Here is a 26,791-nt window from a genome sequence, read left to right as displayed (position 1 = left end):
ATTATGAAACAGGCGACCTCCCGGCGCTCCACACGGCTTTCCGACCTGATTATGCGGGAAATCGCCCAGATGCTCGTGGAAGACGTGACAGACCCCCGGCTCGAACTGGTGACCATAAGCGGCGTGGCCTTAAATACCGACTTAAGCGTGGCCAAGGTGCTCTACACCCTGACCGGCGACGAGAAACGCCAGGCCCAGGCCGCCGCCGGGCTTGAGCAGGCCAAGGGCTATATGCGCGGACTTTTGGGCCACCGGCTCAAGATCAAATTCGTTCCGGAACTGCGTTTTGCGCGCGACACCTTTCTTGAGGACATGGTCTATGCCCACCCCGATGCGTGATATCGCGCGCATCCTTCGCGAACACGACGACATCGCGATCCTCTCCCACGAAAATCCCGACGGCGACGCCGTGGGCTCGGCTGCAGCCCTGGGACACATCCTGTCGCGGCTGGGCAAGCGTTTCACCATGGCCAACGCCTCGCCCCTGCCCGGCCAGTTTTCCTGGATGGACATTCCCGGGCATTGGACCACCGCCCTGCCGACGGCCTACGGCTTCGCCGTGGCCCTGGACTGCGGCGACGCCGCCCGCCTGGGGCCTTTGGAGCATGCCGTGGACCCGGCCCGACTCATCGTCATCGACCACCACCTGGGCAATCCCGGCTTCGGGGCCCTGAACTGGGTGGACACCACCTCGTCCTCCACCGGGGAAATGGTGGCGGCCCTGGCGGACGAACTCGGCGTGCCCCTGACCGGCGGCCTGGGGCAATGCCTGTACGTGGCCATGGTCACGGACACCGGGGATTTCACCTTCGGCTCCACCCGGCCCGAGACCCTGGAACTGGCGGCCCGGATCCTGCGCGCCGGACTCGACGTGGGCGAGACCAACGCCCGCCTGAAAAATCAGTGGTCGCTGTCCCGCATCCGGTTGTGGTCCGAGGTCATGGGCGGCATGACGCAGCACTTCGACGGTCGCGTCGGCGCCATCGCCATCTCCCAGGAGACGCTGATCCGCACCGGCACTTCGGTCGAGGACTGCGACGGGCTGGTCAACTGGGCGCTGCGGGTGCGCGGCGTGCAGGCGGCCGTGGCCGTGCGCGAACTGCCGGGCGGCCAGGTGAAGTTCAGCCTGCGTTCGGTGGGCAATGTGGACGTGCAGCGCGTGGCGGCGTCATTTGGCGGCGGCGGTCATAAAAACGCCTCGGGCGGATCCCTGGACGGGCCGCTGGACGCGGCCCAGGCCACGCTGGTCGCAGCCGTGGGAGCGTCGCTTGGAGCGCCAATCGCGCATGTCTAGCCCCGTGAAACCGACCCAGCAGCATGGCGTGCTGGTTCTCGACAAGCCCTCGGGGCCGACCTCTACGGCGTGCCTAAACGACATCAAGTACCAGCTCGGGCAAAAAAAGATCGGCCACGCCGGGACGCTGGACCCCCTGGCCCAGGGGGTGTTGGTGGTTTTACTGGGGCGGGCCACCAAGGTCGCCACGTTTTTGCACGACGACAAGGTCTATCTGGCGGGCATGCGCCTGGGCCTGACCACGGACACCTACGACATCCAGGGGACCGTGACCGGAGAATTTTCCTGGCAGTCGGTGACCGAGGGGGATGTGCTTCGCGAGCTCGCGGCCGCAAACGGCCGCCAGATGCAGGAGGTTCCGGCCTATTCTGCAGCCAAGCACCAGGGAAAACCCTTGTATGAACTGGCCAGACGGGGCATGATGACCCCGGTCAAGACCAAAGAGGTCGAGATTTCCGACGCGCAGATCGTTTCCATGGATCTGCCGTCGGTTCAATTCCGGATACGGGTTTCATCCGGCGCCTACGTCCGTTCCCTGGTCCACAGCCTGGGGCAGCGACTTACTTGCGGCGCAGTGATGACCACCCTTGTCCGGGAGTACAGCCGTCCGTTTCGCCTGGACCAGGCCCATGGCCTGGCCGAGGTGCTGGCCGAGCCCGCGCGTCTGCCCGAGAGGGTTTTACCCCTTGAGGCGGCGCTTGCGGATTGGCCACGGGTGCGTTTCGGGGCGGAGGATGCGGCCAAGGTGGCCCGGGGCATGCGGCTTGACGCCGCTGGCGCGGCCCCGGGCGACAAGGCCCTGCTCCTCGGTCCCGCTGGCGAACCCCTGGCCGCCGCCGAGGCGGTGGCGACGGACGGCGCGATGCGGTGGGCGATTTTGCGCGGCCTCGGTTGACGCAAACGTCCGGCCTTCCTGCTTCCGCTTTTTCCCGGGCATCCGTCCGGCGTGAAACGGACGGGTCGCGCGAGGCGAAAAACACGACAAACGGAGGATATCGCTGTGGTCATGACCGTCGAGGAAAAATCCAAGGTCATTGATGAGTACAAGAAGCATGAGGGCGACACCGGCTCCCCTGAGGTGCAGGTGGCGCTTCTCACCACGCGCATCAACTATCTGACAGACCATTTCAAGGTCCATGCCAAGGATTTCCATTCCCGCACGGGCCTTCTGAAACTTGTCGGGCAGCGTCGCAAGCTTCTCAAGTACTTGAAAAGCAAGGACATCCAACGCTATCGCGATCTCATCGCGAGACTTGGGCTGCGCAAGTAGCACCGGCCGGGGGCCATCTTTGCGCGTTGCCGAAAAACGGCCTCGCGCGGGGCGGCCCCCGCCTCCCCGAAAATTCACCATGCGCGCCGGGCGGCGGGACCGCCATCCGGTCCCGATGGCCGCCGCGCCTGACGGAGTTTTTTGGGGGGGCACACCCCAACATCGGGTTTTGCATCGGGAATCGCCCCGACCCGAAAACGAGGAACACACCCTATGGCATTTGGAACTCCGGCTACCCGCCTGCAAACCACGATCGGCGACAACACCTTCATCATTGAAACCGGACGGCTGGCCAACCAGGCCGACGGCGCCATCTGGATTCAAAGCGGCGACAACGTGGTGCTGGTCACGGCCTGCACCCAGACCCTGGAAATGGACAAGGGATTTTTTCCCCTGGTCGTGGATTACCAGGAAATGTCCTACGCCTCCGGGCGCATCCCCGGCGGCTATTTCCGCCGTGAGATCGGCCGCCCGTCCGAGCGCGAGGTGCTGGTCTGCCGTTCCATCGACCGCCCCTGCCGTCCGCTTTTCCCCAAGGGCTTCCGCGACGAGGTCCAGATCATCGCCACGGTCCTGTCCGCCGATCCCTTCACCGATCCGGACATCCTGGCCCTGACCGGCGCCTCCACGGCCCTGCACATCTCCAAGATCCCCTTCCTGGGACCCATCGCCGGGGCCCGGGTGGGCTACGTGGACGGCCAGTTCGTCTTAAACCCCTCCTATGCGGCCTTAAACGGCCCGAGCACCCTGAACATGGTTTTCGCGGCCAGCCGCGACGCCGTGGTCATGGTCGAAGGCGGCGGCAGGTTCGTGACCGAGGATCTGATCGCCGACGCCCTGGAATGGGGGCATAAGCAGATCATCCCCCTGCTCGACCTCCAGGAGGAACTGCGGAACAAGGTGGGCGTGCCCAAGATCGAATTCACGCCGCCCCAGATCAACCCGGAAATCGACGCCAAGGTCACGGAACTGGCCACGGCCGACATGACCGCCGCCCTCTCCATCACCGACAAGATGGAACGCCGCGAGGCCCGCAAGAAGGTCAAGACGGCGGTCCTGGAGGCCATCGCCGCCGCGTATCCCGAGCATCCCGAATTCAAGGGACAGGCCAAGGAGCTCATGGAGAAGATGGAGAAATCCATCATGCGCGAGCGCATCCGGTCCACGGGAACACGCATCGACAACCGCGACCTGACCACCGTGCGGCCCATCGCCACCGAGGTCGGGGTGCTGCCGCGCACCCACGGCTCCTGCCTGTTCACCCGGGGCGAGACCAAGGCCCTGTGCGTGGCCACGCTTGGCAGCACCGGCGACGAGCAGAAAATCGAAACGCTCACCGGCGACTCCTCCAAGCGTTTCATGCTGCACTACAACTTCCCGCCCTACTGCGTGGGCGAGGTCAAGATGCTGCGCGGCCCGTCCCGGCGCGAGATCGGCCACGGCGCCCTGGCCGAACGCTCCATCCAGCAGGTGTTGCCCTCCTCCGAGGACTTCCCCTTCACCATCCGGGTGGTCTCCCAGGTCATGGAGTCCAACGGCTCCTCGTCCATGGCTTCGGTGTGCGGCGCCAGCCTTGCGCTCATGGACGCGGGCGTGCCCATCACCCAGCCCGTGGCCGGCATCGCCATGGGGCTGATCAAGGAAGGCGACGAGTTCCACGTGCTCACGGACATCCTCGGCGACGAGGACGCCATGGGCGACATGGACTTCAAGGTGGCGGGCACCCACGACGCGGTGACCGGCATCCAGATGGACATCAAGATCACCGGCATCCCCCAGGCGGTCATGCGCAAGGCCCTCTACCAGGCCCGCGACGCCCGCCAGCACATCCTGGGCAAGATGAACGAGGTTCTGGCCGCCCCCAGGCCCGAGCTGTCGCCCAACGCCCCGCAACTGGCCGTGGTCATGGTCAACCCGGAAAAGATCCGGGAGATCATCGGCCCGGGGGGAAAGATGATCAAGGCCATCACCGCCGAGACCGGCGCTTCCATCGACATCGAGGATTCGGGCAAGGTCAGCATCTTCGCCCCCACCCTCGAGGCCCTGGAAAAGGCCAAAGAGCGCGTGATGTACTTCGATCAGAAGGCCGACGTGGGCCGGAACTACCAGGGCACGGTGACCAAGGTTCTGGACTGCGGCGTGGTGGTGGAGATCCTGCCCGGCCTGGACGGACTGGTGCATGTCTCGCAGCTTGACACCGAACGCGTGGAAAACGTGGCCGACGTGGTCAAGCTCGGACAGCCCATGGAGGTCAAGGTTCTGGATGTGGAGTCCAACGGCCGGGTGCGCCTGTCGCGCAAGGCCGTGCTCTTCGAGGAACAGGGCCGCCCCTACGACCCCGCCGACTATCCCAAGACCGGCGGCGCACGCCGCCCGGGCGGGGATCGCGGCGGACGCGGCGGCGACCGCTTCGGCGGACGCGGCGGGGATCGCCGGGACCGGCGCTAGGCACGGGAATTGATGTAAGAAAGGCCTCCGGCAGCCAAAGGGGCACGGCCCCTTTGGAATCCCGTACCGGGGGAAGAATATGCGACGGGGGGCCTCCCATGGGAGGCTCCCCGTTTTTTATGGCGAACCGAGGCGCGGCTTCATGAAATCGCCACGTGAAGTTGAAGGAACCATCACACGCCGCGCGTAGCTTCCCTGTGAGCAACGGCCCGCCGCACGGCCGATTCACAAGGAGAGCACCCCTGATGTTCAGCCACTTCTTCGGTCATTACCTTCTCGAGAACAAACACATCACCGCTGACCAACTGCGCGAGGTGCTGGCCCTGCAGGATTCCGTGCGGGTCAAAATCGGCATCCTGGCCATCGACGCGGGCTACATGACCGCCGAGCAGGTGGAGACCGCCCACCGCCTCCAGACCACCTTCGACATGCGTTTCGGCGAAATCGCCATCGGCAAGGGCTACCTCACCGAGGACCAGCTCACGGACCTTTTGTCCCGCCAGAGCAAGCGCCACCTGCTGGTCAGTCAGGCCCTGGCCGACAAGGGCATCATGAGCTTCGAGGACATCGAACGGGTGCTGGCCGCCTATCGCCGCGACTCGGGCTTTTCCGACGCCGAATACGAGGCCCTCAAGGAAAACGACATGGACGCCGTGGCCGCCTCCCTGGCCCGGATGCCCGAGCTTGGCGACCCCGAGGTCTATGCCGACTATTTCGCCCTGTTCACCCGCAATCTGGTGCGCTTCATCGAACCCGGCATCGTCATCCGCCGGGCCGAAAAGGTGGTCGCCACCCCCTTTGGGCATCTGGTGCATCAGGAAATGGACGGCCGCTTCAAGATTTTCACCGGATTTTCCGGCTCAGGCCCGGCCATGGCCGAATTCGCGGCGCGGTACGCCAAGATGCCCATGGACGGCTTCGACGACCTGGCCCGGGACGCCCTGGGGGAATTCATGAACGTGCAAAACGGGCTTTTCCTCTCCAAGCTGTCCAACGACTGGGTGGAACTGGAGCTTCTGCCCCCGGAATGCCAAAGCGACGGCATCATCCGGGCCGTGGGCGTGGCCTACGCCATCCCGTTTTCCCTGCCGTTCGGGGAATTCACCTTTTTCATCGGCCTTGGGTCGCCGATATTCAATTAGCCGCAGCGCAAAGGAGCACTTGCCATGGCCCGCATCCTCGTGGTGGATGATTCCGCCCTCTCTCGCAAAAGCCTTAAGGAAATCCTGGAACACGCCGGCCACGAGATCGTCGGCGAGGCCGGTGACGGCCAGGACGCCCTGGAAAAATACAAATCCCTCAAGCCCGATCTGGTGACCATGGACATCACCATGCCCCGGGTCAGCGGCATTGAGGGCTTAAAAAGCATCGTGGCCGCAGACGAAGAGGCCAGGGTGGTGATGATCAGCGCCCTGGGGCAGGGGGCCAAGATATTGGAGGCCCTGCAAAACGGCGCCCGCCATTACCTGACCAAGCCGTTTGAGGCTGACAAGGTGCTGGACGCCGTGGCCGAGGTCTTGGCCGCCTGACCTAGGCGGCGTGGATATGGGTTAATAATATATAATAATATATATTATGGGCGTGAGGCCGACAAGGTGCTGGACGCCGTGGCCGAGGTCTTGGCCGCCTGACGTCGGCGGTAAAACAAAGAGGTATCCCATGAGCGCCACCCTGGCCGCCTTCACCCCCGCCGACCTGTCCAGCGAAGACCAGTCCATCAAAAACCTCGTGGAACAGGCCATGACCTTCCCGGCCTCGGCCCTGGGCGGCACGGTCCACGCCTTTTTCAAGGAACATCCCGACGCCGACGGCGTGGCCGTGCTCGACGGCGACCGCCCGGCCGGGCTCATCATGCGCAACGAATTCTACCAAAAGCTCGGCTCCCTCTACGGCCGCGACCTATTCATGACCCGGCCCATCCGGCTGATCATGAACCCGGCCCCGCTCATTGTGGAGGTCTCCGTGGACGTGGCCTCCATCGCGGTCATCGCCATGAACCGCGACCCCAACCATCTCTACGACATGGTGCTGGTCACCGAGGAGGACAGCTACCTGGGGGTGGTCAGCATCAAGCGCTTCATGCTGGAATTGTCGCGCGGCCGGGGACGGCAGATCGAATTGTTAAACGAACAGCAGGAGATCCTGCGCCTGGCCAATGAGGCGGAGATTCTCCACCGCCAGCAGATCGAGGTCAAAAACAACGAACTGCGCGACCGCAACGAGGCCGTGAAAAACCTGTTGGACAACGCCGGGCAGGGATTTCTGTCCTTTGGCGCGGACCTGGCCATCTCCGAGGAATACAGCCTGGAGTGCGTCCAGCTTTTCCGGGTGCAGATCGGCGGCCGCCGCTTCCCGGAGCTTCTGGCCCGGCACCTGCCCTCCGAGACCCAGGCCACCGTGGACGAGGTGCTGGGCGGCATTTTCCTGGCGGCCAAGCCCCTGCAGCAAAAGGTCTTCCTGTCGCTTCTGCCCGGGGAGCTGATCATCCACGACCGGGCCGTACGCGCCCAGTACAAGCTCATCCGTCGCCAGGACGAAATCCGGATGATGGTCATTTTGACCGACGTCACCGAGAGAAAGCGCCTGGAACGGGAGATGGCCGAGGAGCGAAACAACGTGAAGATGGTGGTCCGGGCCCTGTCCCGGCAGTCCGAGGTGCTCTCCGCCATGGCCGCCTTCCGGGAGTTCGCCGGAAATCTTGGCCCGGATGTCGCCGCTCTTGGGGCGGACGACTGCGCCGCCACGGCCCTGGCCGAAATCTTCCGTCAGGTGCACACCTTCAAGGGCGATTTCGCCCAACTGGGGCTGCACAACACCGCCGCCGCCCTGCACGAGCTTGAAAACGCCCTGGCGGTCCTGGCCAATGGGCCGCCGCCGTCCCGGGAGGCGCTGGCGGACGTCCTTTCCGGCATGGACGCCGAGCTGATCCTGGAGCGGGACGTGGCCATCCTGACCGGCATCCTCGGGGAATCGTTCTTTGGCGGCAGCGAGAGCCTGCGGGTGGACAAACGCGCCCTGCTGGACCTGGAGGGCCGGGTGGGCTCGCTTCTGTCCGGGGCCGCGCGGGAGGCCGTTTTGGCCGAGTTGCGGGTGCTGCGCCGCCACAACGTCAAGGACATCCTGGCCCCCTACGGCGACTATCTGGCCGGTCTGGCCGAGCGTCTGGAAAAGGCCGTGGCCCCGCTTCTCGTCACCGGCGACGACGTGTTCGTGGACCGCGTCCCCCGGGAGGCGTTCGTCAAGGCCCTGGTGCATGTGTTCCGCAACATGATCGACCACGGACTGGAGGACATGGACGAGCGCCTGGCCACGGGCAAGCCCGAGACCGGGACCATCGCCTGCCATGTGGCCCGGGCCGGGGAAGACATGGTGCGCCTGGAGGTGTCCGATGACGGCCGGGGCATCGACGTGGCCCGTGTGCTGGCCAAGGCCATGCAAAAGGGGCTGGTGACGCCCCAGGCGGCGGGGAGCATGGCGCCGGAGGCGGTCTACGACCTGCTTTTCCGGGACGATTTCTCCACCCGCGACGAGGTCAGCCTGCTCTCCGGCCGGGGGGTGGGGCTGGCGGCCGTCCGGGCCGAGACCGAACGCCTGGGCGGGGCCGTCCGGGTGGAATCCGAACCCGGCCGGGGATCGCGCTTCATTTTCACCCTGCCGCTTTTCCCGGACGAAACCGTTGGCGGAACGGGTCGGATGGCGGCCTAGGGACGCCAGGGGCGCACCGCTAGCTGCCGCCCCCTTGGGGGGCGGGGGAACCCGTGGCTGGGGCCGGGTTGGAATATCCGCCGCCGGGCGAGGCGGGTTGGGCAGAGGGCGAGGCCGACGGCGTCGACGGCGCGGGCTGAGAGGCCGGATAGGGGACCGGGGCCGCCGTCGGCCGGGGGGCCATGGCCGGGGCTGGCGCGGCAATGGACACGTCGTAGCTGTAGGTCGCGCTCTGGGTGCGCACCGTGACCCGCACCCAGCCTATCCCCGCATTCGCCGGGAAATAGACGTACCCGGCCGTCAGGCCGTAGGGGGGCGCAGGGACCGGCCGCAGGGCCAACGTCTCAAGCTCCGTCTGGACGCCCCGGCGCAGTTGATATCTGGCCTCGGGCATGGAGGTCGCCGCGCCGGTGACCGCGCCGATGCCGCCGCCGATAAGCGCCCCCCGCCACAGGGCGTCGCCGCCGCCTGCGGCCGCGCCGATCAGGGTGCCTACGCCTGCCCCGATGATCGCCCCGGCCGCGCCGCCGCGAAGGGCGGCCTTGGCCGATTCGTCAAAGGCCGTGGTGGCCTCGGCCACGTCGGCGGCCTGATACGGCGGATAGGGGGCGTATTCCCGTCCCGGGGCCATCCCCCGGACCTCGGCCGGATCGACGAGGGGATAGCCGGGGGTCTTGTTGCGCAAAACGATAAGCACCGGCTTGAGCCCGGCCCGGGAAAAATCCAACCCCTGGCCATCGTCCGCATATCCCTGGGCGGCCACATCCCACCAGGCCGTGGACACGGCCCCGGGGATGGCGGCGGGTTCGGCCAGGACCAGGGCGGGCGGGGGCGGATAGCCCATGACGCAGGAAGTCAAAAGGACGGCCGACAGGGCCAGCGCCGCCAGGGAAGCCACGGCGCGGCAGGGACCGCGAAAGGGACGGTTCATGATCGGGTGTTTCTCCGTTGCGGCATGTAGGGGTTCGCGCCGCCAGGATCTGACGACGCGAACGCGAGGCGGATATTACTTGCAGAACTTTACGGAGTCCATGATCTTGCGCAGGGTGGCCTCGGAGGCCGCGAAATCCTTGTTCTCGCTGTAGGCCATGATATTCATGTAAAAATTCTGACCGTCATAGCATTGCCAGATGATGCGCTGAAAATCGTTTTTCTGGGGGGCCTCCACGATCTCCCAGCCGATGACCCCGCACTTCTTCTTGGCGTCCCCGTCATCGCGGCGCTTGGCGCTTAAAAGCTTCTTGATGGTCACCCGCTCCTGGTCCTGCTTGAGCCCGGCGGTGACGGCCGAGGCCCGGGGGAAGCTCGGCACCATCTGCTCGGCGTGAAACGAAAAGCCCATGGTGGTCTTCATGTTCCGAAAGCCCACGCTCTCGGAATCGGGGCTACCCTCCACGATCTCCCACCCGGCCGGGATGGTGAACTGCAGATTGCGGGCGGCGTTGGTGTAGGTGGTGTCCTGGGTCAGCACCTTGCCGCCGGAGGCGGCCGGAGAGGCAGCGTCCGGCGCGGCTGCCGGTTTCTTGCCCGCCGTTACGGCGTCAAGGCCTTGCTGGATGAAGCCCAACTGGGCAAAAGCCGTCGCACAATACACGAGCACAACGGCGAACGTCGCAAGCAGGGAACACCCCGTCAGTTTCGCTCTCATACGCACCACCTCCATGTTGGCGTTGGACTAAAAAAACGGCACGTCTCCTTGTTCCGGTTGGTCCCGCCAGGCGGGAAAGGCAAAGGGGCAAAGGCCCCTACGACGCCAGCACTCCGGCATATCCCACCACATGCCGCATGTCCCCGGAGGTCTCCCCCGAGGTGGCGTAGGCCGTGACCTCGGCCGTGCGCGCCCCCAGTTCCAGGGCCAAAAAAAGCCCCAGGGTCATGGGCAACACCCCGCACATAGTGATGCCCCGGTCCCTGACCACGGAAAAAAGCCCCATGGGCCGAAGCGCCGCGATCTCCGCCAGGGCCATGGCGTCCTGGCTTTTGGCCGTGTCATGGCTCACGTAGTGGCTCATGTCCGAGCTGACCACGAGGGACACCGGCCCGGGCCGGGCCTTGATGACTCCGGCCATGCTCACGGCCACGTCGGCCAAAACCGTGGGATTGAATTCGGCCACCACCATGGGCACGATGCGCGTGGCCGGATTTTTGCCCATCAAAAAGGGAATGACCACCTCCAGGGAATGCTCCCCCAGATGCGCTGCATAGTCCGCCGTCAGACGCGAATCGGCGGCTACAAACGCCTGGGCCAGATCCTCGTCCACATCCAGGCCGCCGCCGGGGATCTCCCATTTTCCGTCAGGCCACACCGCCAGCCGCTTCCCCCGGCCGGTATGGTTGGGTCCCAAAAGGATCACCGTGTCCGCCAGCCTAGCCTGGCCCAGGGTCTTCCCGGCCACGGCCCCGGAATAGACATATCCCGCGTGGGGAACCATGGCCAGAATGGTCGGCTCCTCGCGCGCCGCACCGCCCAGCGCCAAAAAGGCCGCCACGTCCGTGGCCAACGTCGGCCCGGCGGGATAAAACTGCCCGGCCACAAGGGGGTGTCTGTTCATTGGTCTGTGCGCCTCCCGATTTCCCGGTCAGTTCACAACGTCATTGTTCCACCATAAGCAGGATACGGCCTCTTTCCCAACGGCGCAACCATACACGTCCCTGTTCCCGCACCTCTCCGGGCGCGGCATGGGCGCATCATGGCGCGCGCCTCACCGGATGGACCGGCGGTCCCCCTTCCCCCCCTGTCCGGCATCTTCCAGGAGGCTGCCGATGACCCCGCGCAGGGCGTCGGCCTGCTCGGTCAGGGCATGGATGTCCGTCACGGTTTCCTCCATGGTCGAGGTGATGTCCAGGGCGATGCCGTTTATTTCCTCGATGGCCCGGTTGATCTCTTCGGAGGCGGCGGACTGCTCCTCGGCGGCCGTGGCGATGCTGTTGATCTGTCCGGCCGAGGATTGGGCGCTGTCCACGATCTCCCGCAGCATCTGGCCGGATTTTCCGGACAGTTCCGTGGCCTCGGTGATGGCCTCGGTCGTGCGCTCCATGCCCGCCACGTTTTCCCTGGCCACGTTCTGGATGGCGTTTATGCTGTCGCCCACCTCCTTGGTGGCCCCCATGGTCTTCTCGGCCAGCTTGCGGACCTCGTCGGCCACCACCGCGAATCCCCGTCCGGCATCCCCGGCCCGGGCGGCTTCGATGGCCGCGTTTAGGGCCAAAAGATTGGTCTGGTCGGCGATGTCCAGGATGACGGTCATGATCCGCCCGATGTCCTCGGCCATGCGCCCAAGCTCGGTCATGTTCGCGGACAGGCTCTGGGCCTGTTCCCGGATGGCCCGCATGGAGGTCACCGAACCGTCCACCACGTTCTGCCCTTCCTGGGCCTTTCTCCTGGACGATTCGGCCTCGGTGGCCGCCTGGCCGGCGTTTTTGGCCACCTCGAGCACCGTGGCGTTCATCTCTTCCATGGCCGTGGCCGTCTCCTGGATGCGGTCCCGCTGATGCACGGTGCGCGACCGGATGGCCTCGGCGCGGCCGGAGAGGGCCTTGGTGGAGCCGGTCATGGCGGCCGCCACGGACTCCAGGCGCATCGCCGCATCGGCCATGCCCTCGGACTTGGCCGCCTCGGCACGATTCGAGGCCTCCTCGGCCAGAAGTTTGGCCTGGTCGGCCTGTCTGGCCTTTTCCTCGGCCAGGGCGGTCTTGGCCGTGATGTCCCGGATATTGTCGCGCAGGGCGTCGGCCATGGTGTTCAGGGCGATTTCCAACCGGGCGGCCTCGTCCTTGCCCGAGACGTTCAGGCGGACGTCGAGATTTCCCGAGGCGATATCCTGGGCCGCCGTGGCCGCCTCCCGGATGGGCCGCACGATGCTGCGGGTGATGGCGATGCACAGCACGGCCAGGATCGCGAAGACGACCCCCACGGCCCCGAGGATGGCCCGCAGGATGGAGGAGGTGGATGCGTCCAGGACACCGGCGATGCGGGCTTTTTCCTTGTCGACGTTGTCGATGTAGATGCCCGTGCCGATCCACATGTCCGTGCCCGGAATCATCTCGGCATAACTGAGCTTGGGCTGGTCGCCCTGGCCGGGCTTGGGGAACACGTATTCCACGAACCCGCCGCCGCTTCGGGCCCGGGCCGCCAGTTCGCGAACGTAATACACCCCGCCCGAGTCCTTGTTTTCGCCAAGATCCTTGCCCTGGACCTCTTTTTTCGGCGGCAGGGCCACATTGACCGTGCCCTGGTAGACAAAATAATACCCCGACTTGTCGTCTTCAAAACGGATGGGGTCCACCATGCCCCGGATCGCTTCCACCCGCCCCGCCGGGTCCGCCACAGCGCCGACAGCCTGCCCCAAGGCCAGGGCCAGGGCATGCGTCCCCACCAGGAGCTTCTGCTTCTGGCCGTCGAGCATAGCCTTTTGCGTCTCGCGTACGGCCTCCTCCTTCATGCTCGTTATTCCCCCGTAGAATGCCCACACCACGGCCGCAACAAACAGCGCCACAAGGGCCAGGAGACAAAAAAGCCGACTCGATATCGAGTAATTCCGAAGCATGGGGGCCTCCTTCGTCAGAACGCACTTTCTTCATGCCCTCATGTACAAAATCATGCGGCGTCCGTCCATGTACGGATGCATTTTTCGCCTCACTCTGGAGAAGACTCGATCCGCGCGCCGATGTGAAGCGCAGGCGGCAGGCAAAATGCGGGGAGGATTTCGTCGGCGGGCGGCCTCAGGCCAGGGAGAAACCGTACCTATCTTTGAGGAGCGGGTATGGCGTGTTCCAGGCGGACATGTGCCCGGGGGAAACCACTCCGTTGCGTTTCCCCCGGCGCGAACGAGAAGGCGGGCTCGATCAGCGCGACGGCGAACCGGCGGGACCATGGCCGACGCGGGCGCCGACGCGGCGGCGTCCCTCGGCGTCGGCGGCCTTGAGAACGGCCTGGACCAGGGACGGGGATATCTCCACCGGCTCGTTGTGGATGCTTTCCCCCGGCGCACAGCTTTTTTCCGCAACGCGCAGCAGTTCCTGGTCCGACACGCCCGCAAGGCCCAGATCAGCAAAGGTGGTGGGCAGGCCAAGGCTGGCGCACAGGGCGTAGACCTCGTCCACAAGGGCCAGGGGGGCGTCTGTAAGAAACAGCGAGGCCAGCACGCCGAAGGCCACCTTCTCGCCATGGTGCAGCCCCCGGACGGCGGGCAGGGCCGTCAGGCCGTTATGGATGGAATGGGCCGCGCCCAGCCCCCCGCTCTCGAAGCCCAGGCCGCTTAAGAGCGTATTGGCCTCCACCACCCGTTCCAAAGCGGGGGTCGCCACCCCGGCCTCGCAGGCCGTGCGCGCGGACAGTCCGAAGTCCCGGACGGTCTCATAGCACAGCCGGGCCAGGGCCAGGGCCGTCATGGAACCCGTATCGCCCGCGATGTTGCGGCCCCGGCTTTTGCGACAGGAGTCGGCCTCGAACCAGGTGGCCAGGGCGTCGCCCATGCCCGACACCAGAAACCGGGCCGGGGCGCGGGCCATGACCTCGGTATCCACCAGGACCACGTCCGGGTTGCGCGGCAGCACATCCGCCCGCAAAAAAACGCCGTCCGGGGAATAGACCACGCACACGGAGCTGCACGGCGCATCCGTGGAGGCGATGGTGGGGACCACGACCACGGGCAGCCCGACCCGGGCGGCCACGGCCTTGGCCGCGTCCAGGGTCTTGCCGCCGCCCACGGCGGTCACGGTCCGGGCGCCGAACTCCCGCACCAGGCCCGAGAGGCGTTCGATCTCCTGGTCCGTGCATTCCCTGCCGAAGCGTTCCGTGCGCACGGCCCCGGCCTGTTGCACCCCGGGCAGCACGGCGGGCAGCAGATGTTCCAGGGGGTGCGGGGAACAGATGAGAAAATGCCGATCCCCCAGGCGGGCCAGTTCCCTGCCCAGGCGGGACAGGGCGCCTGGGCCCTGCACGTAGCGTCCGGGAAAAAGCGTGGTGCTGATCATGCGGCTCCTCTTTTTTTTCGGCGACGGTTTCGCGGTTCATAAGCGCCCGGGCGACCGGGCGGACGCCGTCGGAAAACTGCGGCGAGCCGTCCAGGCACGAGGGGCATGTCCTCTCGGATCATCACATCGTGGCCTATACCCCTGCCCCGCGTCCGGTGACAAGGGCGGCCGTTCCCGAAACCGCCGACGAGACCTCCCAACCGGCCATTCCCCCTTGTCATTTTCCACCCGGGAACATAGGTTGGAAAAGGGGTCGGTACAGCCGTGCCGCCTTCCGGAACCACAAGACCAAGGGCAGATGATGAAATCCCAGGCGCTCGAATTCCACAAGGCCCTCTTCGAGGAGCTCGACACCAGCCGGTTGCAGAAAAAATTTCTTTCGGCCCTGCTCGAAATGCAAAATGTCGAACGCGGCTCCCTGTGGATCGCCGAGGACGACGGGTACCGGTGCATCGCGGCCGTGGGTTCGCAAAGCGCGGACATTGCAGGCTACGTCATCCCCAAAAGCGCCCAGAGCATCGTGGGCTGGGTCATCGACAACGGCCGTATGACCATCGCCGAGGCCTACAAGGACAAGCGCCATTTCCGGGAGGTCGAGGCCGGACTCGACGTCAAAAGCACGCTGATTTTGTGCTATCCCCTGATCCTGCGCGACGGCCGGGTCTATGGAGCGGTGGAGATCATCGACACCGCCCACGGCGGCAGCCGGCTCAACCTGCACAAGGACTACCTGGAGCTCATGGAGGACTTGGTGGCCATCGGGGCCATCGCCCTGGGCAACGCCCTGGCCTTCGCCGACAAGCGGGACGAAAACGAAAAATTGCGCCGCATGATCGCCGACCTCAACGTCGACGCCTTCATCGGCCAAAGCGACGCCTTTTTGGCGGCGCAAAAATCCCTGCGCGACTACGCCAAAACTGACTTTCCGGTGCTCATCACCGGCGAGTCCGGCACGGGCAAGGAACTGGCCGCCCGGGAGATCCACCGCCAAAGCGACCGCAAGAATGGCCCCTTCCTGGTGCAAAACGTCAGCGCCATCCCCGACACCCTGCTCGAAAGCGAACTGTTCGGATACCGCAAAGGGGCCTTCACCGGCGCGGACAAGGACAAGACCGGACTTTTCGAGGCCGCCTCGGGCGGCACGGTGTTTCTCGACGAGATCGGGGACATGGCCCTGTCCCTTCAGGCCCGCATCCTGCGGGTCATCCAGCAAAACGAGATCAAGCCCCTGGGCGGGACCGGGTCCAAGCGGGTGGACGTGCGCATCATCTCGGCCACCAACAAGGATCTGCGCCAGGCCATCGCCGCCGGGACGTTTCGCGAGGATCTGTTCTACCGCCTCAACGTCCTGCCCCTGTCCCTGCCCCCCTTGCGCGAACGCCGCGACGACATCCCCCTTTTGCTCAACTATTTCCTGCGCCGCGACGCACAGCGCATGGGCATCGCCCCGAAAAAATGCACCCCAAAGGCCCTGCGCCGCCTCACGGACCATCCCTGGAAAGGCAACATCCGGGAGATGGAAAATCTGGTGCGCTACCTCCTGGCCACCCTGCCCTGCGACACCATCGACGACGCCGATCTGCCCGCCGCCATCCTGTCGACGCCAGCCCCCCTTGCCGACCTCTCCCAGACGCCGGTCGACCCCGGCCGTCCTGCGGCAGCCGCCCCGGCGCATGACATGTGCGAGCAGACCTGGGAAGAGGTGGAGCGCGGCTATGTGCTGGCCCTTTTGGAAAAATGCCACTGGAACATCACCCAGGCGGCCGCAAAGGCCGGGGTCAACCGCTCCACCTTCGATTCGCGCATCAAAAAGCTCGGTATCCGGAAAAGATGACGGCGCGGCCTGAAACGGCCGCCAGGCGTCCCTGCGTAGACGGTCCCGGGGCGGTCGGTCCACGTCACAGCGCCCTCGGAAGGCCGATGACGGCCGGGCGAACGAAAGTCCCCCGGGCCTCCCCCCGATTCAAGGAAGGCGGCCACAGGGTCGAAAGACGCCACCCCGCCGGGTCGCGGGGAAGGCGAACGAAAGCCACCGGGGCCTCCTCCCAATTCAGGAGAGGCGGCCACGGGGTCGGAAGGCGACGCCCAGCCGGGTCGCGGGGAATCAGTTGGCGGAGAAGGCCAGGCCGAGGATCACCAGGATGGTCGCGGTGGCCATGAAGATGCGGTTTTCCCGGACAAACGCGCTGCGCTTGTCCATAAGGAACTCCACCATCCCCAGACGTTCGCCCGGACGGTTTTTCATGTGCGGCAGCCTGTCCAGGTAGTGCTCCAAATAGGCTTTTTCGTCGAGCATGAGCAAAAAGATCCTGGGCCGGAAATAATACTGATAATAGGCAAAAAACACGGCCACATACAGGGCCAGCCAAAAAATAGCCGTTCCAAGCGCGATCATTGACGCTCCTCCATGGGGAAATGCGGCCGCTGGCCGCAGGCAAAAATCCTTTCACATTTCGAGCGCAAAGACAACCCCGGAGCAAGGCGGCCACGCCTCCCCGCCCGCCGGGGCCGCCGTCTTGCCTGGCCGCCCGGTCCCGTGTACCCCTTGTCCATGACCTCCACCACCCCCCCCATGTCGGTATCGGATCGCCTCGCCCTGTGGACGGCCACCCTGGGGCCCGTGGGCAGGTTCCCTGTCGTGCCGGGCACGGCCGGGTCCGCCGTGGCCGCCCTGGCCGCCCCATGGGTCTTTTTGCCCCTTGGTCCGGCAGGCCGACTCCTGGTTCTGGCCCTGGTCTTCGTCCTGGGGGCCATGGCCGCCTCCCGGGCCGAGACCCTCCTTGGGCGCAAAGACCCGGGGCCCGTGGTCATCGACGAGGTGCTCGGGCAATGGATGGCCCTTTTGCCCCTGTCCGCGGCCGAGCCATGGGCCATACTTCTCGCCTTTGTGCTGTTCCGCATCCTGGACATGACCAAGCCGCCGCCCATCCGCCAGTCGGAACGCTGGCTGCCCGGCGGCTACGGCGTCATGATCGACGACGCCCTGGCCGGGGCCGCCTCCGCCCTTGTGTTGTGGGCCATCTGGTAGAAAAAAGGGGCTGTCGCGAAAACGTCAGGCGAATGTCCATAAACCGTCGAAATCGCGGGGACTCATTTTTCTTTACAGCGGCCTATGGCCGGACTAGAAAGGAATCAATGCCGGGGAAGGCCCCCTGCAGAGTGGCGCAACCGGCAACGGAGGGTAGCAGACGTTAATTCCATCCCGCATAACGGGCGACTGAGCGCCCCCTGATTCGCCCAGACGCGCGAACGTTCCCCAAGCCCAGGCGGGCGCCCCACGGGGAGAACTCCGGTCACCGGAAAAAGCGCGGAAAAGGGCGAATCTTTTTGCCCGCCGCGTCCCGGCTTTTCTTCAGCCCGCCCGGCCCCGGCCAAATCCATCCCGCGTATCCGACCCGGCCCTTCCCCGGCTGTAAACGACACCGGCCCGGCCCCGACCTTGCGAAGGCGGCAGCCTCCCTTCCCGCGCGGCACCCCCGCGACGCCATCAATGACACCGCTTTGCCCGGCCAAGGGACATAGGGAAACGACAGGGGCGGCCGAATACCGCCATCCGACCGCCCGCCCCATTTTGCTCTGTTTTCCGGCGAGGAATTTCCCGTTACGTCCGCATCCCCGGCGTCAGAAGCTGTTCATGCATTGGTTGAGGCCGTTGTTGCAGCTGGCGATGCACATGGCCCGCTGGGAAGGATTGGGGAATTGATTGCACACGGCCACGCAGTTGCTCCACTGGGCGTTGCAGTTCTGGCGTCCCCGGCTCTGCCGCCTTTCATCCGCCTGATAATCGTGGCCGCCACCGTAATATACGCCGCCTCCGTATCGGGGAGGCGGTGGCGGCGGCGGGCCGTAATAATAGGGATCGCCGTAATACGGGTCAGCCACCTCCACGCAGGACACGGCGGTCAAGGCGATGAACAGGGCGGCCAGCAACAGGCATCCCCGGAGAAGACCATTTTTGCCAAGCATAGCTGTCTCCATGAATTGGTTCATTGACGGGAAACCTATCGGCGCTTCAACACCCGCCGGACGATACGTCAATTTCATGACCGCACACGCCCAGGCGGCGCGCCTGTCGCCGCGCCCTCCCGGCCGCCAAACCGTACGGCGCGTGGACCCAGCTTCATGATTATGCCGCAACCGCCTCGGAGGCAACCGTTTTCACAACCAAACGGCGCGGCCGCCCCCGTGCCCATTTCGCGTTTGGCCTGTCACGGCGCGGGAAAGCTGATCCGCTCCATGCCCCCGGCCGCGCGGTCCACGAATTCCGGAACATTGCAGGCTAGGCCGGGCTCCCCGAACCGGTGCAGCATGACCGGCACGCTGTCGCGTCCCTGGCGGTCGAAATGCGTGATCCAGATGCGGCTGTCCGCGCCCGTCTCCTTGGACACGAAAAGCAGCCAGCGGCCATTGGGCGAAAAGCTGTGCCAGGAATTCATCAGCCCCAGGTTGCACGTCATCCGGCGCGGCACGCCGCCTGTGGCCGGGATCGCGTACAGGCGGCTGTCGGGTTGCAGCACAAGCCCATGTCGGCTTTGGGTGAAGACGATCCATCGGCCGTCCGGGGAATAGCGCGGATTGTAGTTGCTCATGCCGTTGCCGTCGGCCCCGGGCAGGGGTTCGGCCACCGCCGGTCTCTCCCGGTGGTCCGGGTCAAAGGGGACATGGTAGATGTCGAACTGCACGGGATAGGCCGCGTTGAGTTCGTGGAGGGAGGCCTGCGGCAGGGCAAACACATGCCCGGTTCCAAGCTTTTGGATCAACTCCCACTGCGTCGCTGTCCGGGCGAAGGCGATCTGCCGCCCATCGGGACGGATGTCCGGGCAGGTCTGGACGTAGCCGGGATCGTCCGCCCCGGGCACGGGGAAATACCGCCCCTGCGCCCGGGAATAGGCGGCCAGGATGCCCCTATACGGATAAAAAAGCTGCGAGGCGAAGGGATCATCCATCTTGATCAACAACGCGATTTCGTTGACCGTGCCGATCACCTGCCGCCCGTCCGGGGTGATGCGGGCATACAGCCCCGTGGTCTGGCGGTCATCGATTTTGGGGAAATCGTTCCAACTGAGCAGTTCCCCCGCCGTCAGATCCATGTCCCGGCGCGTCCCGGCCAGGATGTATCCCCCCTTGTCCCCGGCGTGGTCCAGATCCATGCCGAACACCATGCCGTCACGAGAGAAACTGTGGCAGCCCACACATCCCGGCACGCCCTGGAAAAGCGTCCGGGGCGGCTTCGGCGAGGCGGGATCGCCAAGGCGCCCCCCGAGAAGGTCCAGGCGGTTTTGGGCCTGGGAAAAAACCGGCGGCAGTTGCCGGTACATGACCAGGGCGTCGACCCTGTCCCGGGAGGTGGCCACGGAAACCACGTCCTGGGAAACGACCTCTAAGGTCTCGGCATCGATCCCGTAGACGGTGATCGGCACGTCATGGCGCCGTGAGGCGGCCCGAACGGGCTTCCACACCGCCTCGGGCGGCTCATAGGACGGCTCCCGGCACAGGACATACAGCGCCCGGGACGGTGAAATCCGAAAGGATATCAGCCAGAAACCGACCTGAGGATGGGCGTCGACCCAGGTGATCAGGGGCGGGGCCAGATCGGCGGGCAAAAGCGCCCCGTGCAGGGGGTGCATGATGCGTAGCGACTCCACGACGCGACCAGGATCATACCCGGCCGCCAGCAGCATGACCGCCTGACGCACCTCGGCGGAGTCCGCTGGGCCATCCGACGTGGCCGCGAAACAGGCATCACCCGGCGACAAGCCTGCCGGGGCCTCGGGGAATCCCGCCGCCTGACCGCTGCGGGCAAGGCCCAAAAGCACAAGCAACAGGAGGATGGCCCGGGTCTTCATGGCCAAGCCGCCTCAATATCCGCCGCCGCCACCGCCGCTTGATCCGCCGCTGCCGCTGTTCGTGTCCCGGTAATCGTCTGAAGGCCGGATTCCCGCCCCGAGACTCTTGGGCTTGTCCGGCGGAGCGGCAGGCGGCGTCCCGCGCGAAGATCCCGGCGGGTACGGCGGCGCCTTCACCGTACTGGGGGTGTAGCCCGGCGTGGGCCGTCCGGGGGTGTAGCCCGGGGTGGGCGGCTTTGCGGGCGTGGCCGGATTGTAGGGGAACCACTTCAGGCGCATGTCCATCCTGTCCTTATAGGGCTTGTCACCGGACTGGGGCGGCAACGGGGCCTGGGACGACGTCTCCTTGAGATCGCCATACCGGCCGGAGAACTTCTTGTCCCAGGCCTTGATCAGCTTCTGCTGGCGCTCCCGCTCGCGTTCGGCCTCCTGGGCCGCCCTGGTGGCGTTCGCCAGGGCCTCCGTATCGACGCCCAGCCCGCCAAAGGTGCCGTAGGCGGCGCCCTTGGCGTCGCTCAAGCCTCTTTGCCTGGCCGCCTCCAGGGCCTTTTCCCGCTCCTGGCTGGCCTTGTATTGTTCATACAGCCGCCTGGCGTGGTCGTCATCCGCCGTGCGGGGAGGATCCTGGGCATGGGCCGGGGTGGCAGGGAAAAAACCTGAAAATCCGATGAGTAGGGCCAAAATCAGAAAAACCGGGGGGAGAGTTCCCCAAGCATTTGATCTCATGGCGCCCTCCGTACATTTCAAAATGTTGCGGTCTATGCCGCACTCCAAGGCCTGCCGCGCGTCACGACTGCCGCCGACCGCCACGCCGCCTTGTGGCGGGTTTCGCGGGCAGGGATATCCGGTTCTCCATGGCAAAACTACCAGATGCCACACCCCGTGTAAATCAACGAACTCTTTTTGCAGAAGGCGCAACAAAGCCCTCCCCCGCCCGGACGCATTCGCGCCGGACGAAAGATCTGCGAAGAGAAGCGATGCCTTTCCGGGGAAATCTCCCCCGGAACGCCGCCTATTCTTTAGAGGTATGGCTGGAGCGGAAGAGAATCCGCAGCGGGGCCATGGTCAGTCCGAAAAGCCGCCGCAACTGGTTTTCCACGTATTTGGCGTAGGACGGCCGGACCCGCTCGGTGTCGTTGACGAAGAAGACAAAGGTGGGCGGCTCGGACGCCGTCTGGGTCAGATAGTAGAACTTGGCGCGACGTCCCTTGATCACCGGGGCCTGATGCTTGTCCAACACCTGGCGCATCATCCGGTTGAGCTCACCGGTGCCCACCCGGATGGCGCATTCGGCCTTCATGGCCCGGGCCGTGTCCAGGATTCGGTCCAGGCCCTTTTTGCGCAGGGCCGAGACGTAGAGCACAGGCACATGGGGACAGATGCGCAGTTCGTCCTTCATGTCTTTTTTAAGCTCCAGCATCTTGTCCCTGGGGATCAGGTCGATCTTGTTGATGACCACCAAAAACGGCGTTTTTTCCTTATCCAAAAAGGCGATGAGCTTTTTGTCCTGCATGCCCACGCCGCCCACGGCATCGATGACCAGAACCGCCACATCCGCCCGCTTGGCGCTTTGCAGGGACCGGGTGGCCGTATGGCGCTCAAGTTCGTCGTCAATGCGGGCCTTCTTGCGCACCCCGGCCGTATCCACAAAGACATACGACGTGCCCCCACGCGTGAAGGCCACGTCCACGGCGTCGCGGGTGGTGCCCGGCGCATCGCTGACAATGAGCCGCGTCTCGCCCAAAAGGGCGTTGACTACGGAGGACTTCCCGGCGTTGGGACGGCCGATCATGGCCAGCCGCAAGGGACGCGGCGCGGCCTCGGCGGCCGCCGCCTCCTCATCCGTCAGCGGGGTTTCGTCATCCTCGGCATCGGGCAACAGATCGGCGATGATTTCCCGCAGTTCCGGGATGCCCCGGCCATGGGCCGCGGAAACCGGCACCAGGGGAAACCCCAGGGAATAAAAATCCCCGGCGAATTCCCCGGCCCGCTCCTCGCCGTCGGCCTTGTTGACCGCCAGAAGCACCGGCTTGGCGCTTTGGCGTAAAAGCTCGGCCACGTCATGATCCAGGCCCGTCAGGCCTTCCCTCGCGTCGGCGACGAACAGCACCAGATGGGCCTGGCTGATGGCCATGCGGGCCTGGTCCATGACCATGCGGCCCAGCTTGTCGGGATCGTCAAGGACCATGCCGCCGGTGTCCACCAGGGTCACCTCGCGGTCCTCAATGATCGCCCGGGTCTCGAGACGGTCCCGGGTGACCCCGGGACGATCGTGGGTGATGGCCTTGGTTCGCCGCGCCAGGCGGTTGAACAAGGTGGATTTGCCCACATTGGGACGTCCGATAAGGGCGATGACCGGCGGCATGGTGTCTCGTTTGTTCATGTTTTCGGGCCGAAAAACCGGCCCGTGCGTTGGCGTGTCGTCCCTGCCGGGACGTTTTTTTCAGGGCCGGGGACCAAGCCCCCTCCCGCTTCGGTATCCGTTGTGGCCTAGTATGCCCCGGAACGCAACAGCCCGGCAATCTCGGCCGCGACTTTCTCCCCGGACAGGAGCATGCCGCCGAAGATCGGGCCCATGCGGTAGGAGCCGAAGCTGGCGTTGGCGGCCATTCCGGCCACGTACACCCCGGGGAACACCTCGCGGGTGTTTTTCACGGTATTGGTCTCGGCCACCTCGGCCCACATGGACTGCTCGCCCTCGATGCCCCCGGACGGCGTCAGAAGGCGCACGTCGTTTTTGCGCACCAGGGTCTTCAACACCTCCACATCATGTCCCGTGGCCTCAATGATGAACTTGGTGTGCAAAACCAGCGGGTCCACATGCAGCCCGGCGATCTCCACCGGCGAGGAGTTGATGACCAGCCCGCAGACGCGTTTGACGCCGTCCACCTCGCGCAGGACCACGTCCTCCACGCTCATGCAGTTGAACACCTTGGTCCCGGCCAGGCAGGCCCGGGAGGCCAGGGTGGTGGTGCAGGCCACGGCGTCGGCGGTGTAGTATTCGTCGCGGAAGTGCTTCACCGGCACGCCGATCTCTTCCAGCAGGTGCTTGCTCTCTTCCTGGACCACGATATAATTGAAGGTCATGCCCCCGCCCCACATGCCGCCGCCGATGGACAGCTTGCGTTCAAACAGGGCGACCTTGTAGCCGTCTTTGGCCAGCCGGTAGGCGGCGGTCAGGCCCGACGGCCCCCCGCCCACAATGGCCACATCCAGATCCAGACATTCCTTGAACTTCTCGAAATACTCGGTGAGAATGGCCTCGGTGATGATGCGTTCATTCAGCGCCATAGATCCTCTCTTTTGGCAGTGTGTTGCACTCGGGGCAGTCGCGTCCTTTCACAGGAAAGTCCTCTAGACGGACCCGATTTTTTCCTTGATGGCCTGCACATAGGGGGCGCGCAGGAGCCCCTTTTCCGTGGCGATGCCGCTTATGAGTCCGGCCGGGGTCACGTCGAAGGCGTAGTTATAGACCGGTACGCCCTCGGGGGTGATCTGGTGGTCCCCGATGTGCGTCACCTCCCGCGGCGTTCTGTCTTCAATGGGAATCTCGTCTCCGCTTTGTATGCGCAGGTCAAAGGTGCTGGCCGGGGCGGCCACGTAAAACGGCACGCCATGGGCCTTGGCGGCAAGGGCCACGGTATAGGTGCCGATCTTGTTGGCCGCGTCGCCGTTGGCGGCAATGCGATCCGCGCCCACCACCACCTTCTGGACCATGCCCCGCTTCATCAGATGCCCCACGGCGTTGTCGCAGGCCACGGTGACATCGATGCCGTCCTTGTGCAGCTCATAGGCCGTCAGGCGTGCGCCCTGCAAAAACGGCCGGGTCTCGTTGGCGATGACCTTGATGCGCTTGCCCTGCTCGATGGCCGCCCGGATCACCCCGAGCGCCGTGCCGTAGCCCGCCGTGGCCAGGGCCCCGGCGTTGCAGTGGGTCATGACCGTATCGCCGTCGTCGATGGCCTCGGCCCCGAAGCGGCCCATGGCCTTGTTGATCTCGATGTCCTCGGCATGCACGGCCTTGGCCTTGGCCAGCCAGCGGGCCGACAGTTCCTCGGCCCCGATCTCGCCCGCAGCGGCCGCGTCGGCGCGCATAAGCTCCACGGCCCAGCGCAGGTTTACGGCCGTGGGACGGGCGTCTTCCAGGTCGCGCAGGAGTTCGGCCAGCCGCACCCGCCAGCCCGGCCCGGCCTGGTCCATGGCCTGGCGCAGGGCCAGCCAGCAGCCGTAGGCCGCTGTGACGCCGATGGCCGGAGCGCCACGCACCACCATGGTCTGCAGGGCGTAGATCACGTCCTGGGTGGTCTTGCAGAGAAAATATTCCTCACGGTTCGGCAGAATGCGCTGATCCAGGAGGACAAGCGCCTGTTTGATTTCCGAAAACTGAATGTGGTCGGTCATGGGGTCTCCACAGCGGTTTGTTTATGGCCGGGCTCGGGAACAGGGTTTATGGCCGGGCTCGGGGTTTGTCGACGCGGGTCGGCGCCAGCAACGCTTCGCGCAGCCGCCGCCCCGCGCGCAAACCCGTCGCCCGGCCTAGACATGCTGCTGTCCGCGTCAGTTTCTTTTCCAACCTGAGCGTTTGTAACGCAGGCACCCATCTTTTATCCAAACATGACGCCCCCTCTGCATCCCCTGTCCAGGGGGTCCGGGGGAAATGATTTCCCCCGGCGGGAGAGGGGTCCGGGGAGAGGGCGGCGCCCTCTCCCCGGCAGCCTACGCCAGCTTTTTGCCCAACAGTTCGTTGACCAGGGCGGGATTGGCCTGTCCCTTGGTGGCCTTCATGATCTGGCCCACGAAAAACCCCATCAGCTTGGTTTTTCCTGCCTTGTAGGCGGCCACCTCGTCCGGATTGTCGGCCAGGATTTTGTCCACGGCGGATTCCAGAGCCGAAGAGTCGGAAATCTGCGACAGCCCTTGTTGGTCCACATAGGTTTTGGGGTCAAGGCCCCTGGCGAAGATTTCGGGAAAAATCTGCTTGCCGATCTTGCCGCTGATCCTGCCGGATTCCACCAGGGTGACGAGGCTGGCCAGGTACGCCGCAGGCAGGGGACAGGCGGCTGCGGTGACGGCGGCCTGGTTGAGCTCGCGCAAAAGCTCGGACATGATCCAGTTGGCGGCCTTTTTGGGCTCGTTGCACAGCCGCGCGGCTTCCTCGAAATAATCGGCCACGTCGCGCTCGGCGGTAAGCACGTCGGCGTCCTTGGGGGTCAGGCCGTACTGGGAGACGAACCGGTCGCGCCGGGCCACGGGAAGCTCGGGAAGCTCGCCCGCCCAGGCGGCGAGCTGGGCCTCGGTCACCACCAGGGGCACCAGATCGGGGTCCGGGAAATAGCGGTAGTCGTGGGCCTCCTCCTTGCCGCGCATGGAGGCGGTGACGCCCTTGTCGACGTTGTAGAGGCGGGTCTCCTGGATAACGGCTTGGCCGTCGTCCAACATATCGGCCTGACGTTCGATCTCGTATTCGATGGCCTTTTGGACATGGCGGAAGGAGTTCATGTTTTTAAGCTCGGCCCGGGTGCCGAGTTCCGCCTGCCCGAAGGGCCGAAGGCTCACGTTGGCGTCGCAGCGGAAACTGCCCTCTTCCATGTTGCCGTCGCAGATGCCCAGGTAGACCAGGATGGACCGCAGGGCCTTGAGATAGGCCACGGCCTCCTCGGCGCTGCGCATGTCCGGCTCGCTGACGATTTCAATCAGCGGCACGCCGGTGCGGTTCAAATCCACATAGCTAGCGTTTTCGGTGGCGGAATGGATGTTCTTTCCGGCGTCTTCTTCCATGTGGATGCGGGTGATGCCCACGACCTTTTCCGCCCCGTCCACGGTGACGGCCAGACGCCCATGCTCGCAAATCGGCGTCTCGAACTGGGATATCTGATATCCTTTGGGCAGATCGGGATAGAAATAGTTCTTGCGGGCGAAGACCGAGGTGGCGTTGACGCGGCAGCCCACGGCCAGCCCCATCTTGGCGGCGTATTCCACGACCTTTTCGTTGAGCACGGGCAACACGCCGGGCATGCCGGAACACACGGCGCAGACGTTTTCGTTGGGGTCCGCGCCAAAGGCCGTTGAGCAGGAGCAGAAGATTTTGCTTTTGGTGCGCAGTTGGGCATGCACCTCAAGACCGATGACCGCCTCGTATCGGGACATGGCGACTTCTCCGGGCCATGGCGGGCGCGGCATGACCGCGTTCGCCGGTTATTTTGACAGCATTTTTCCGAACCAGGGAAACTACCCGGTAGGCCATCCGGGGTC

Annotated in this window: 23 protein-coding genes; 10 read left to right on the top strand and 13 right to left on the bottom strand. The window is 65.2% G+C overall.

Features of this window, described 5'->3' with window-relative positions; translation table 11 throughout:
* The first annotated feature begins 3 nt into the window (after positions 1-3).
* From rbfA to GD606_RS19820, 8 genes are all read left to right on the top strand, one after another.
* Positions 4-339 carry a 30S ribosome-binding factor RbfA gene (gene rbfA / locus GD606_RS19855; RefSeq protein ID WP_163302508.1) on the top strand — a complete coding sequence of 112 codons (336 nt, stop codon included), beginning with the start codon at positions 4-6 and terminating at the stop codon, positions 337-339.
* Positions 320-1,294 carry a DHH family phosphoesterase gene (locus tag GD606_RS19850; protein WP_163302509.1) on the top strand — a complete coding sequence of 325 codons (975 nt, stop codon included), beginning with the start codon at positions 320-322 and terminating at the stop codon, positions 1,292-1,294. Before rbfA ends, GD606_RS19850 begins: the two co-directional genes overlap by 20 nt.
* Positions 1,287-2,189 carry a tRNA pseudouridine(55) synthase TruB gene (gene truB, locus GD606_RS19845; RefSeq protein WP_163302510.1) on the top strand — a complete coding sequence of 301 codons (903 nt, stop codon included), beginning with the start codon at positions 1,287-1,289 and terminating at the stop codon, positions 2,187-2,189. The genes GD606_RS19850 and truB overlap by 8 nt, the downstream gene beginning before the upstream one ends.
* A gap of 105 nt (positions 2,190-2,294) precedes the next feature.
* On the top strand, positions 2,295-2,564 hold the full coding sequence (rpsO, locus tag GD606_RS19840; RefSeq protein WP_163302511.1) for a 30S ribosomal protein S15: 270 nt from the start codon (positions 2,295-2,297) through the stop codon (positions 2,562-2,564).
* 213 nt (positions 2,565-2,777) lie between these two features.
* Positions 2,778-5,012 carry a polyribonucleotide nucleotidyltransferase gene (pnp, locus tag GD606_RS19835; protein ID WP_163302512.1) on the top strand — a complete coding sequence of 745 codons (2,235 nt, stop codon included), beginning with the start codon at positions 2,778-2,780 and terminating at the stop codon, positions 5,010-5,012.
* Between the two features lie 245 nt (positions 5,013-5,257).
* Positions 5,258-6,154, top strand: a complete 897-nt coding sequence (locus GD606_RS19830) for a hypothetical protein (RefSeq protein WP_163302513.1) — start codon at positions 5,258-5,260, stop codon at positions 6,152-6,154.
* A 24-nt stretch (positions 6,155-6,178) separates the two neighbouring features.
* Entirely contained in the window at positions 6,179-6,541 is a 363-nt protein-coding gene (locus GD606_RS19825; RefSeq protein ID WP_163302514.1) for a response regulator, read from the top strand.
* Positions 6,542-6,671: 130 nt separating this feature from the next.
* On the top strand, positions 6,672-8,717 hold the full coding sequence (locus GD606_RS19820) for an ATP-binding protein (protein WP_163302515.1): 2,046 nt from the start codon (positions 6,672-6,674) through the stop codon (positions 8,715-8,717).
* 19 nt (positions 8,718-8,736) lie between these two features.
* Here the strand turns inward: GD606_RS19820 and GD606_RS19815 are convergent, their stop codons facing one another.
* The 5 genes from GD606_RS19815 to GD606_RS19795 all read right to left on the bottom strand — a co-directional run bounded on the left by GD606_RS19815 (position 8,737) and on the right by GD606_RS19795 (position 14,693).
* On the bottom strand, positions 8,737-9,648 hold the full coding sequence (locus tag GD606_RS19815; protein ID WP_163302516.1) for a hypothetical protein: 912 nt from the start codon (positions 9,646-9,648) through the stop codon (positions 8,737-8,739).
* 75 nt (positions 9,649-9,723) lie between these two features.
* On the bottom strand, positions 9,724-10,365 hold the full coding sequence (locus GD606_RS19810) for a hypothetical protein (RefSeq protein WP_163302517.1): 642 nt from the start codon (positions 10,363-10,365) through the stop codon (positions 9,724-9,726).
* 97 nt (positions 10,366-10,462) lie between these two features.
* Positions 10,463-11,269: an AmmeMemoRadiSam system protein B gene (amrB, locus tag GD606_RS19805; protein ID WP_163302518.1), complete on the bottom strand. Its 807-nt coding sequence runs from the start codon at positions 11,267-11,269 to the stop codon at positions 10,463-10,465.
* 150 nt (positions 11,270-11,419) lie between these two features.
* On the bottom strand, positions 11,420-13,264 hold the full coding sequence (locus GD606_RS19800) for a methyl-accepting chemotaxis protein (RefSeq protein WP_163302519.1): 1,845 nt from the start codon (positions 13,262-13,264) through the stop codon (positions 11,420-11,422).
* 298 nt (positions 13,265-13,562) lie between these two features.
* Entirely contained in the window at positions 13,563-14,693 is a 1,131-nt protein-coding gene (locus GD606_RS19795; RefSeq protein WP_163302520.1) for a glycerol dehydrogenase, read from the bottom strand.
* A 298-nt stretch (positions 14,694-14,991) separates the two neighbouring features.
* On the opposite strand from GD606_RS19795, the gene GD606_RS19790 reads away from it, so the two are divergent.
* Entirely contained in the window at positions 14,992-16,527 is a 1,536-nt protein-coding gene (locus GD606_RS19790) for a sigma-54-dependent Fis family transcriptional regulator (RefSeq protein ID WP_309550370.1), read from the top strand.
* A 270-nt stretch (positions 16,528-16,797) separates the two neighbouring features.
* Here GD606_RS19790 and GD606_RS19785 read toward each other — a convergent pair whose 3' ends face one another.
* Positions 16,798-17,088: a hypothetical protein gene (locus GD606_RS19785; RefSeq protein WP_163302521.1), complete on the bottom strand. Its 291-nt coding sequence runs from the start codon at positions 17,086-17,088 to the stop codon at positions 16,798-16,800.
* A gap of 156 nt (positions 17,089-17,244) precedes the next feature.
* On the opposite strand from GD606_RS19785, the gene GD606_RS19780 reads away from it, so the two are divergent.
* Positions 17,245-17,721, top strand: a complete 477-nt coding sequence (locus GD606_RS19780) for a phosphatidylglycerophosphatase A family protein (RefSeq protein WP_246298907.1) — start codon at positions 17,245-17,247, stop codon at positions 17,719-17,721.
* Between the two features lie 593 nt (positions 17,722-18,314).
* Here GD606_RS19780 and GD606_RS19775 read toward each other — a convergent pair.
* The 7 genes from GD606_RS19775 to gatB form a co-directional block, all read right to left on the bottom strand.
* Complete coding sequence (locus GD606_RS19775; RefSeq protein WP_176629368.1) at positions 18,315-18,659, bottom strand: hypothetical protein; 345 nt, start codon at positions 18,657-18,659, stop codon at positions 18,315-18,317.
* A gap of 242 nt (positions 18,660-18,901) precedes the next feature.
* Entirely contained in the window at positions 18,902-20,539 is a 1,638-nt protein-coding gene (locus GD606_RS19770; protein ID WP_163302522.1) for a TolB family protein, read from the bottom strand.
* 12 nt (positions 20,540-20,551) lie between these two features.
* Positions 20,552-21,265: a hypothetical protein gene (locus GD606_RS19765; RefSeq protein WP_163302523.1), complete on the bottom strand. Its 714-nt coding sequence runs from the start codon at positions 21,263-21,265 to the stop codon at positions 20,552-20,554.
* Between the two features lie 286 nt (positions 21,266-21,551).
* Positions 21,552-22,904, bottom strand: a complete 1,353-nt coding sequence (gene der, locus GD606_RS19760; protein WP_163302530.1) for a ribosome biogenesis GTPase Der — start codon at positions 22,902-22,904, stop codon at positions 21,552-21,554.
* Positions 22,905-23,029: 125 nt separating this feature from the next.
* Positions 23,030-23,830 carry a sulfide-dependent adenosine diphosphate thiazole synthase gene (locus tag GD606_RS19755; RefSeq protein WP_163302524.1) on the bottom strand — a complete coding sequence of 267 codons (801 nt, stop codon included), beginning with the start codon at positions 23,828-23,830 and terminating at the stop codon, positions 23,030-23,032.
* Positions 23,831-23,893: 63 nt separating this feature from the next.
* Positions 23,894-24,940 carry an S-methyl-5-thioribose-1-phosphate isomerase gene (gene mtnA / locus GD606_RS19750; protein ID WP_163302525.1) on the bottom strand — a complete coding sequence of 349 codons (1,047 nt, stop codon included), beginning with the start codon at positions 24,938-24,940 and terminating at the stop codon, positions 23,894-23,896.
* Positions 24,941-25,255: 315 nt separating this feature from the next.
* Entirely contained in the window at positions 25,256-26,686 is a 1,431-nt protein-coding gene (gene gatB / locus GD606_RS19745; RefSeq protein WP_163302526.1) for an Asp-tRNA(Asn)/Glu-tRNA(Gln) amidotransferase subunit GatB, read from the bottom strand.
* Positions 26,687-26,791: the final 105 nt, after the last annotated feature.

The organism is Desulfolutivibrio sulfodismutans DSM 3696 (genome assembly GCF_013376455.1).
GTDB classification, from domain to species: Bacteria; Desulfobacterota; Desulfovibrionia; order Desulfovibrionales; family Desulfovibrionaceae; genus Desulfolutivibrio; species Desulfolutivibrio sulfodismutans.
This window is presented reverse-complemented; position numbering and strand designations above follow the sequence as displayed.

Coding starts and splice junctions, on each gene's coding strand:
- GD606_RS19765 (WP_163302523.1), bottom strand. CDS start 21,265: ATGAGATCAAATGCTTGGGGAACTCTCCCCCCGGTTTTTCTGATTTTG.
- GD606_RS19830 (WP_163302513.1), top strand. CDS start 5,258: ATGTTCAGCCACTTCTTCGGTCATTACCTTCTCGAGAACAAACACATC.
- GD606_RS19815 (WP_163302516.1), bottom strand. CDS start 9,648: ATGAACCGTCCCTTTCGCGGTCCCTGCCGCGCCGTGGCTTCCCTGGCG.
- GD606_RS19820 (WP_163302515.1), top strand. CDS start 6,672: ATGAGCGCCACCCTGGCCGCCTTCACCCCCGCCGACCTGTCCAGCGAA.
- GD606_RS19795 (WP_163302520.1), bottom strand. CDS start 14,693: ATGATCAGCACCACGCTTTTTCCCGGACGCTACGTGCAGGGCCCAGGC.
- GD606_RS19800 (WP_163302519.1), bottom strand. CDS start 13,264: ATGCTTCGGAATTACTCGATATCGAGTCGGCTTTTTTGTCTCCTGGCC.
- GD606_RS19780 (WP_246298907.1), top strand. CDS start 17,245: ATGACCTCCACCACCCCCCCCATGTCGGTATCGGATCGCCTCGCCCTG.
- truB (WP_163302510.1), top strand. CDS start 1,287: ATGTCTAGCCCCGTGAAACCGACCCAGCAGCATGGCGTGCTGGTTCTC.
- GD606_RS19790 (WP_309550370.1), top strand. CDS start 14,992: ATGATGAAATCCCAGGCGCTCGAATTCCACAAGGCCCTCTTCGAGGAG.
- GD606_RS19755 (WP_163302524.1), bottom strand. CDS start 23,830: ATGGCGCTGAATGAACGCATCATCACCGAGGCCATTCTCACCGAGTAT.
- GD606_RS19810 (WP_163302517.1), bottom strand. CDS start 10,365: ATGAGAGCGAAACTGACGGGGTGTTCCCTGCTTGCGACGTTCGCCGTT.
- rbfA (WP_163302508.1), top strand. CDS start 4: ATGAAACAGGCGACCTCCCGGCGCTCCACACGGCTTTCCGACCTGATT.
- GD606_RS19775 (WP_176629368.1), bottom strand. CDS start 18,659: ATGCTTGGCAAAAATGGTCTTCTCCGGGGATGCCTGTTGCTGGCCGCC.
- GD606_RS19785 (WP_163302521.1), bottom strand. CDS start 17,088: ATGATCGCGCTTGGAACGGCTATTTTTTGGCTGGCCCTGTATGTGGCC.
- mtnA (WP_163302525.1), bottom strand. CDS start 24,940: ATGACCGACCACATTCAGTTTTCGGAAATCAAACAGGCGCTTGTCCTC.
- GD606_RS19825 (WP_163302514.1), top strand. CDS start 6,179: ATGGCCCGCATCCTCGTGGTGGATGATTCCGCCCTCTCTCGCAAAAGC.
- der (WP_163302530.1), bottom strand. CDS start 22,904: ATGCCGCCGGTCATCGCCCTTATCGGACGTCCCAATGTGGGCAAATCC.
- pnp (WP_163302512.1), top strand. CDS start 2,778: ATGGCATTTGGAACTCCGGCTACCCGCCTGCAAACCACGATCGGCGAC.
- gatB (WP_163302526.1), bottom strand. CDS start 26,686: ATGTCCCGATACGAGGCGGTCATCGGTCTTGAGGTGCATGCCCAACTG.
- GD606_RS19850 (WP_163302509.1), top strand. CDS start 320: ATGCCCACCCCGATGCGTGATATCGCGCGCATCCTTCGCGAACACGAC.
- GD606_RS19770 (WP_163302522.1), bottom strand. CDS start 20,539: ATGAAGACCCGGGCCATCCTCCTGTTGCTTGTGCTTTTGGGCCTTGCC.
- amrB (WP_163302518.1), bottom strand. CDS start 11,269: ATGAACAGACACCCCCTTGTGGCCGGGCAGTTTTATCCCGCCGGGCCG.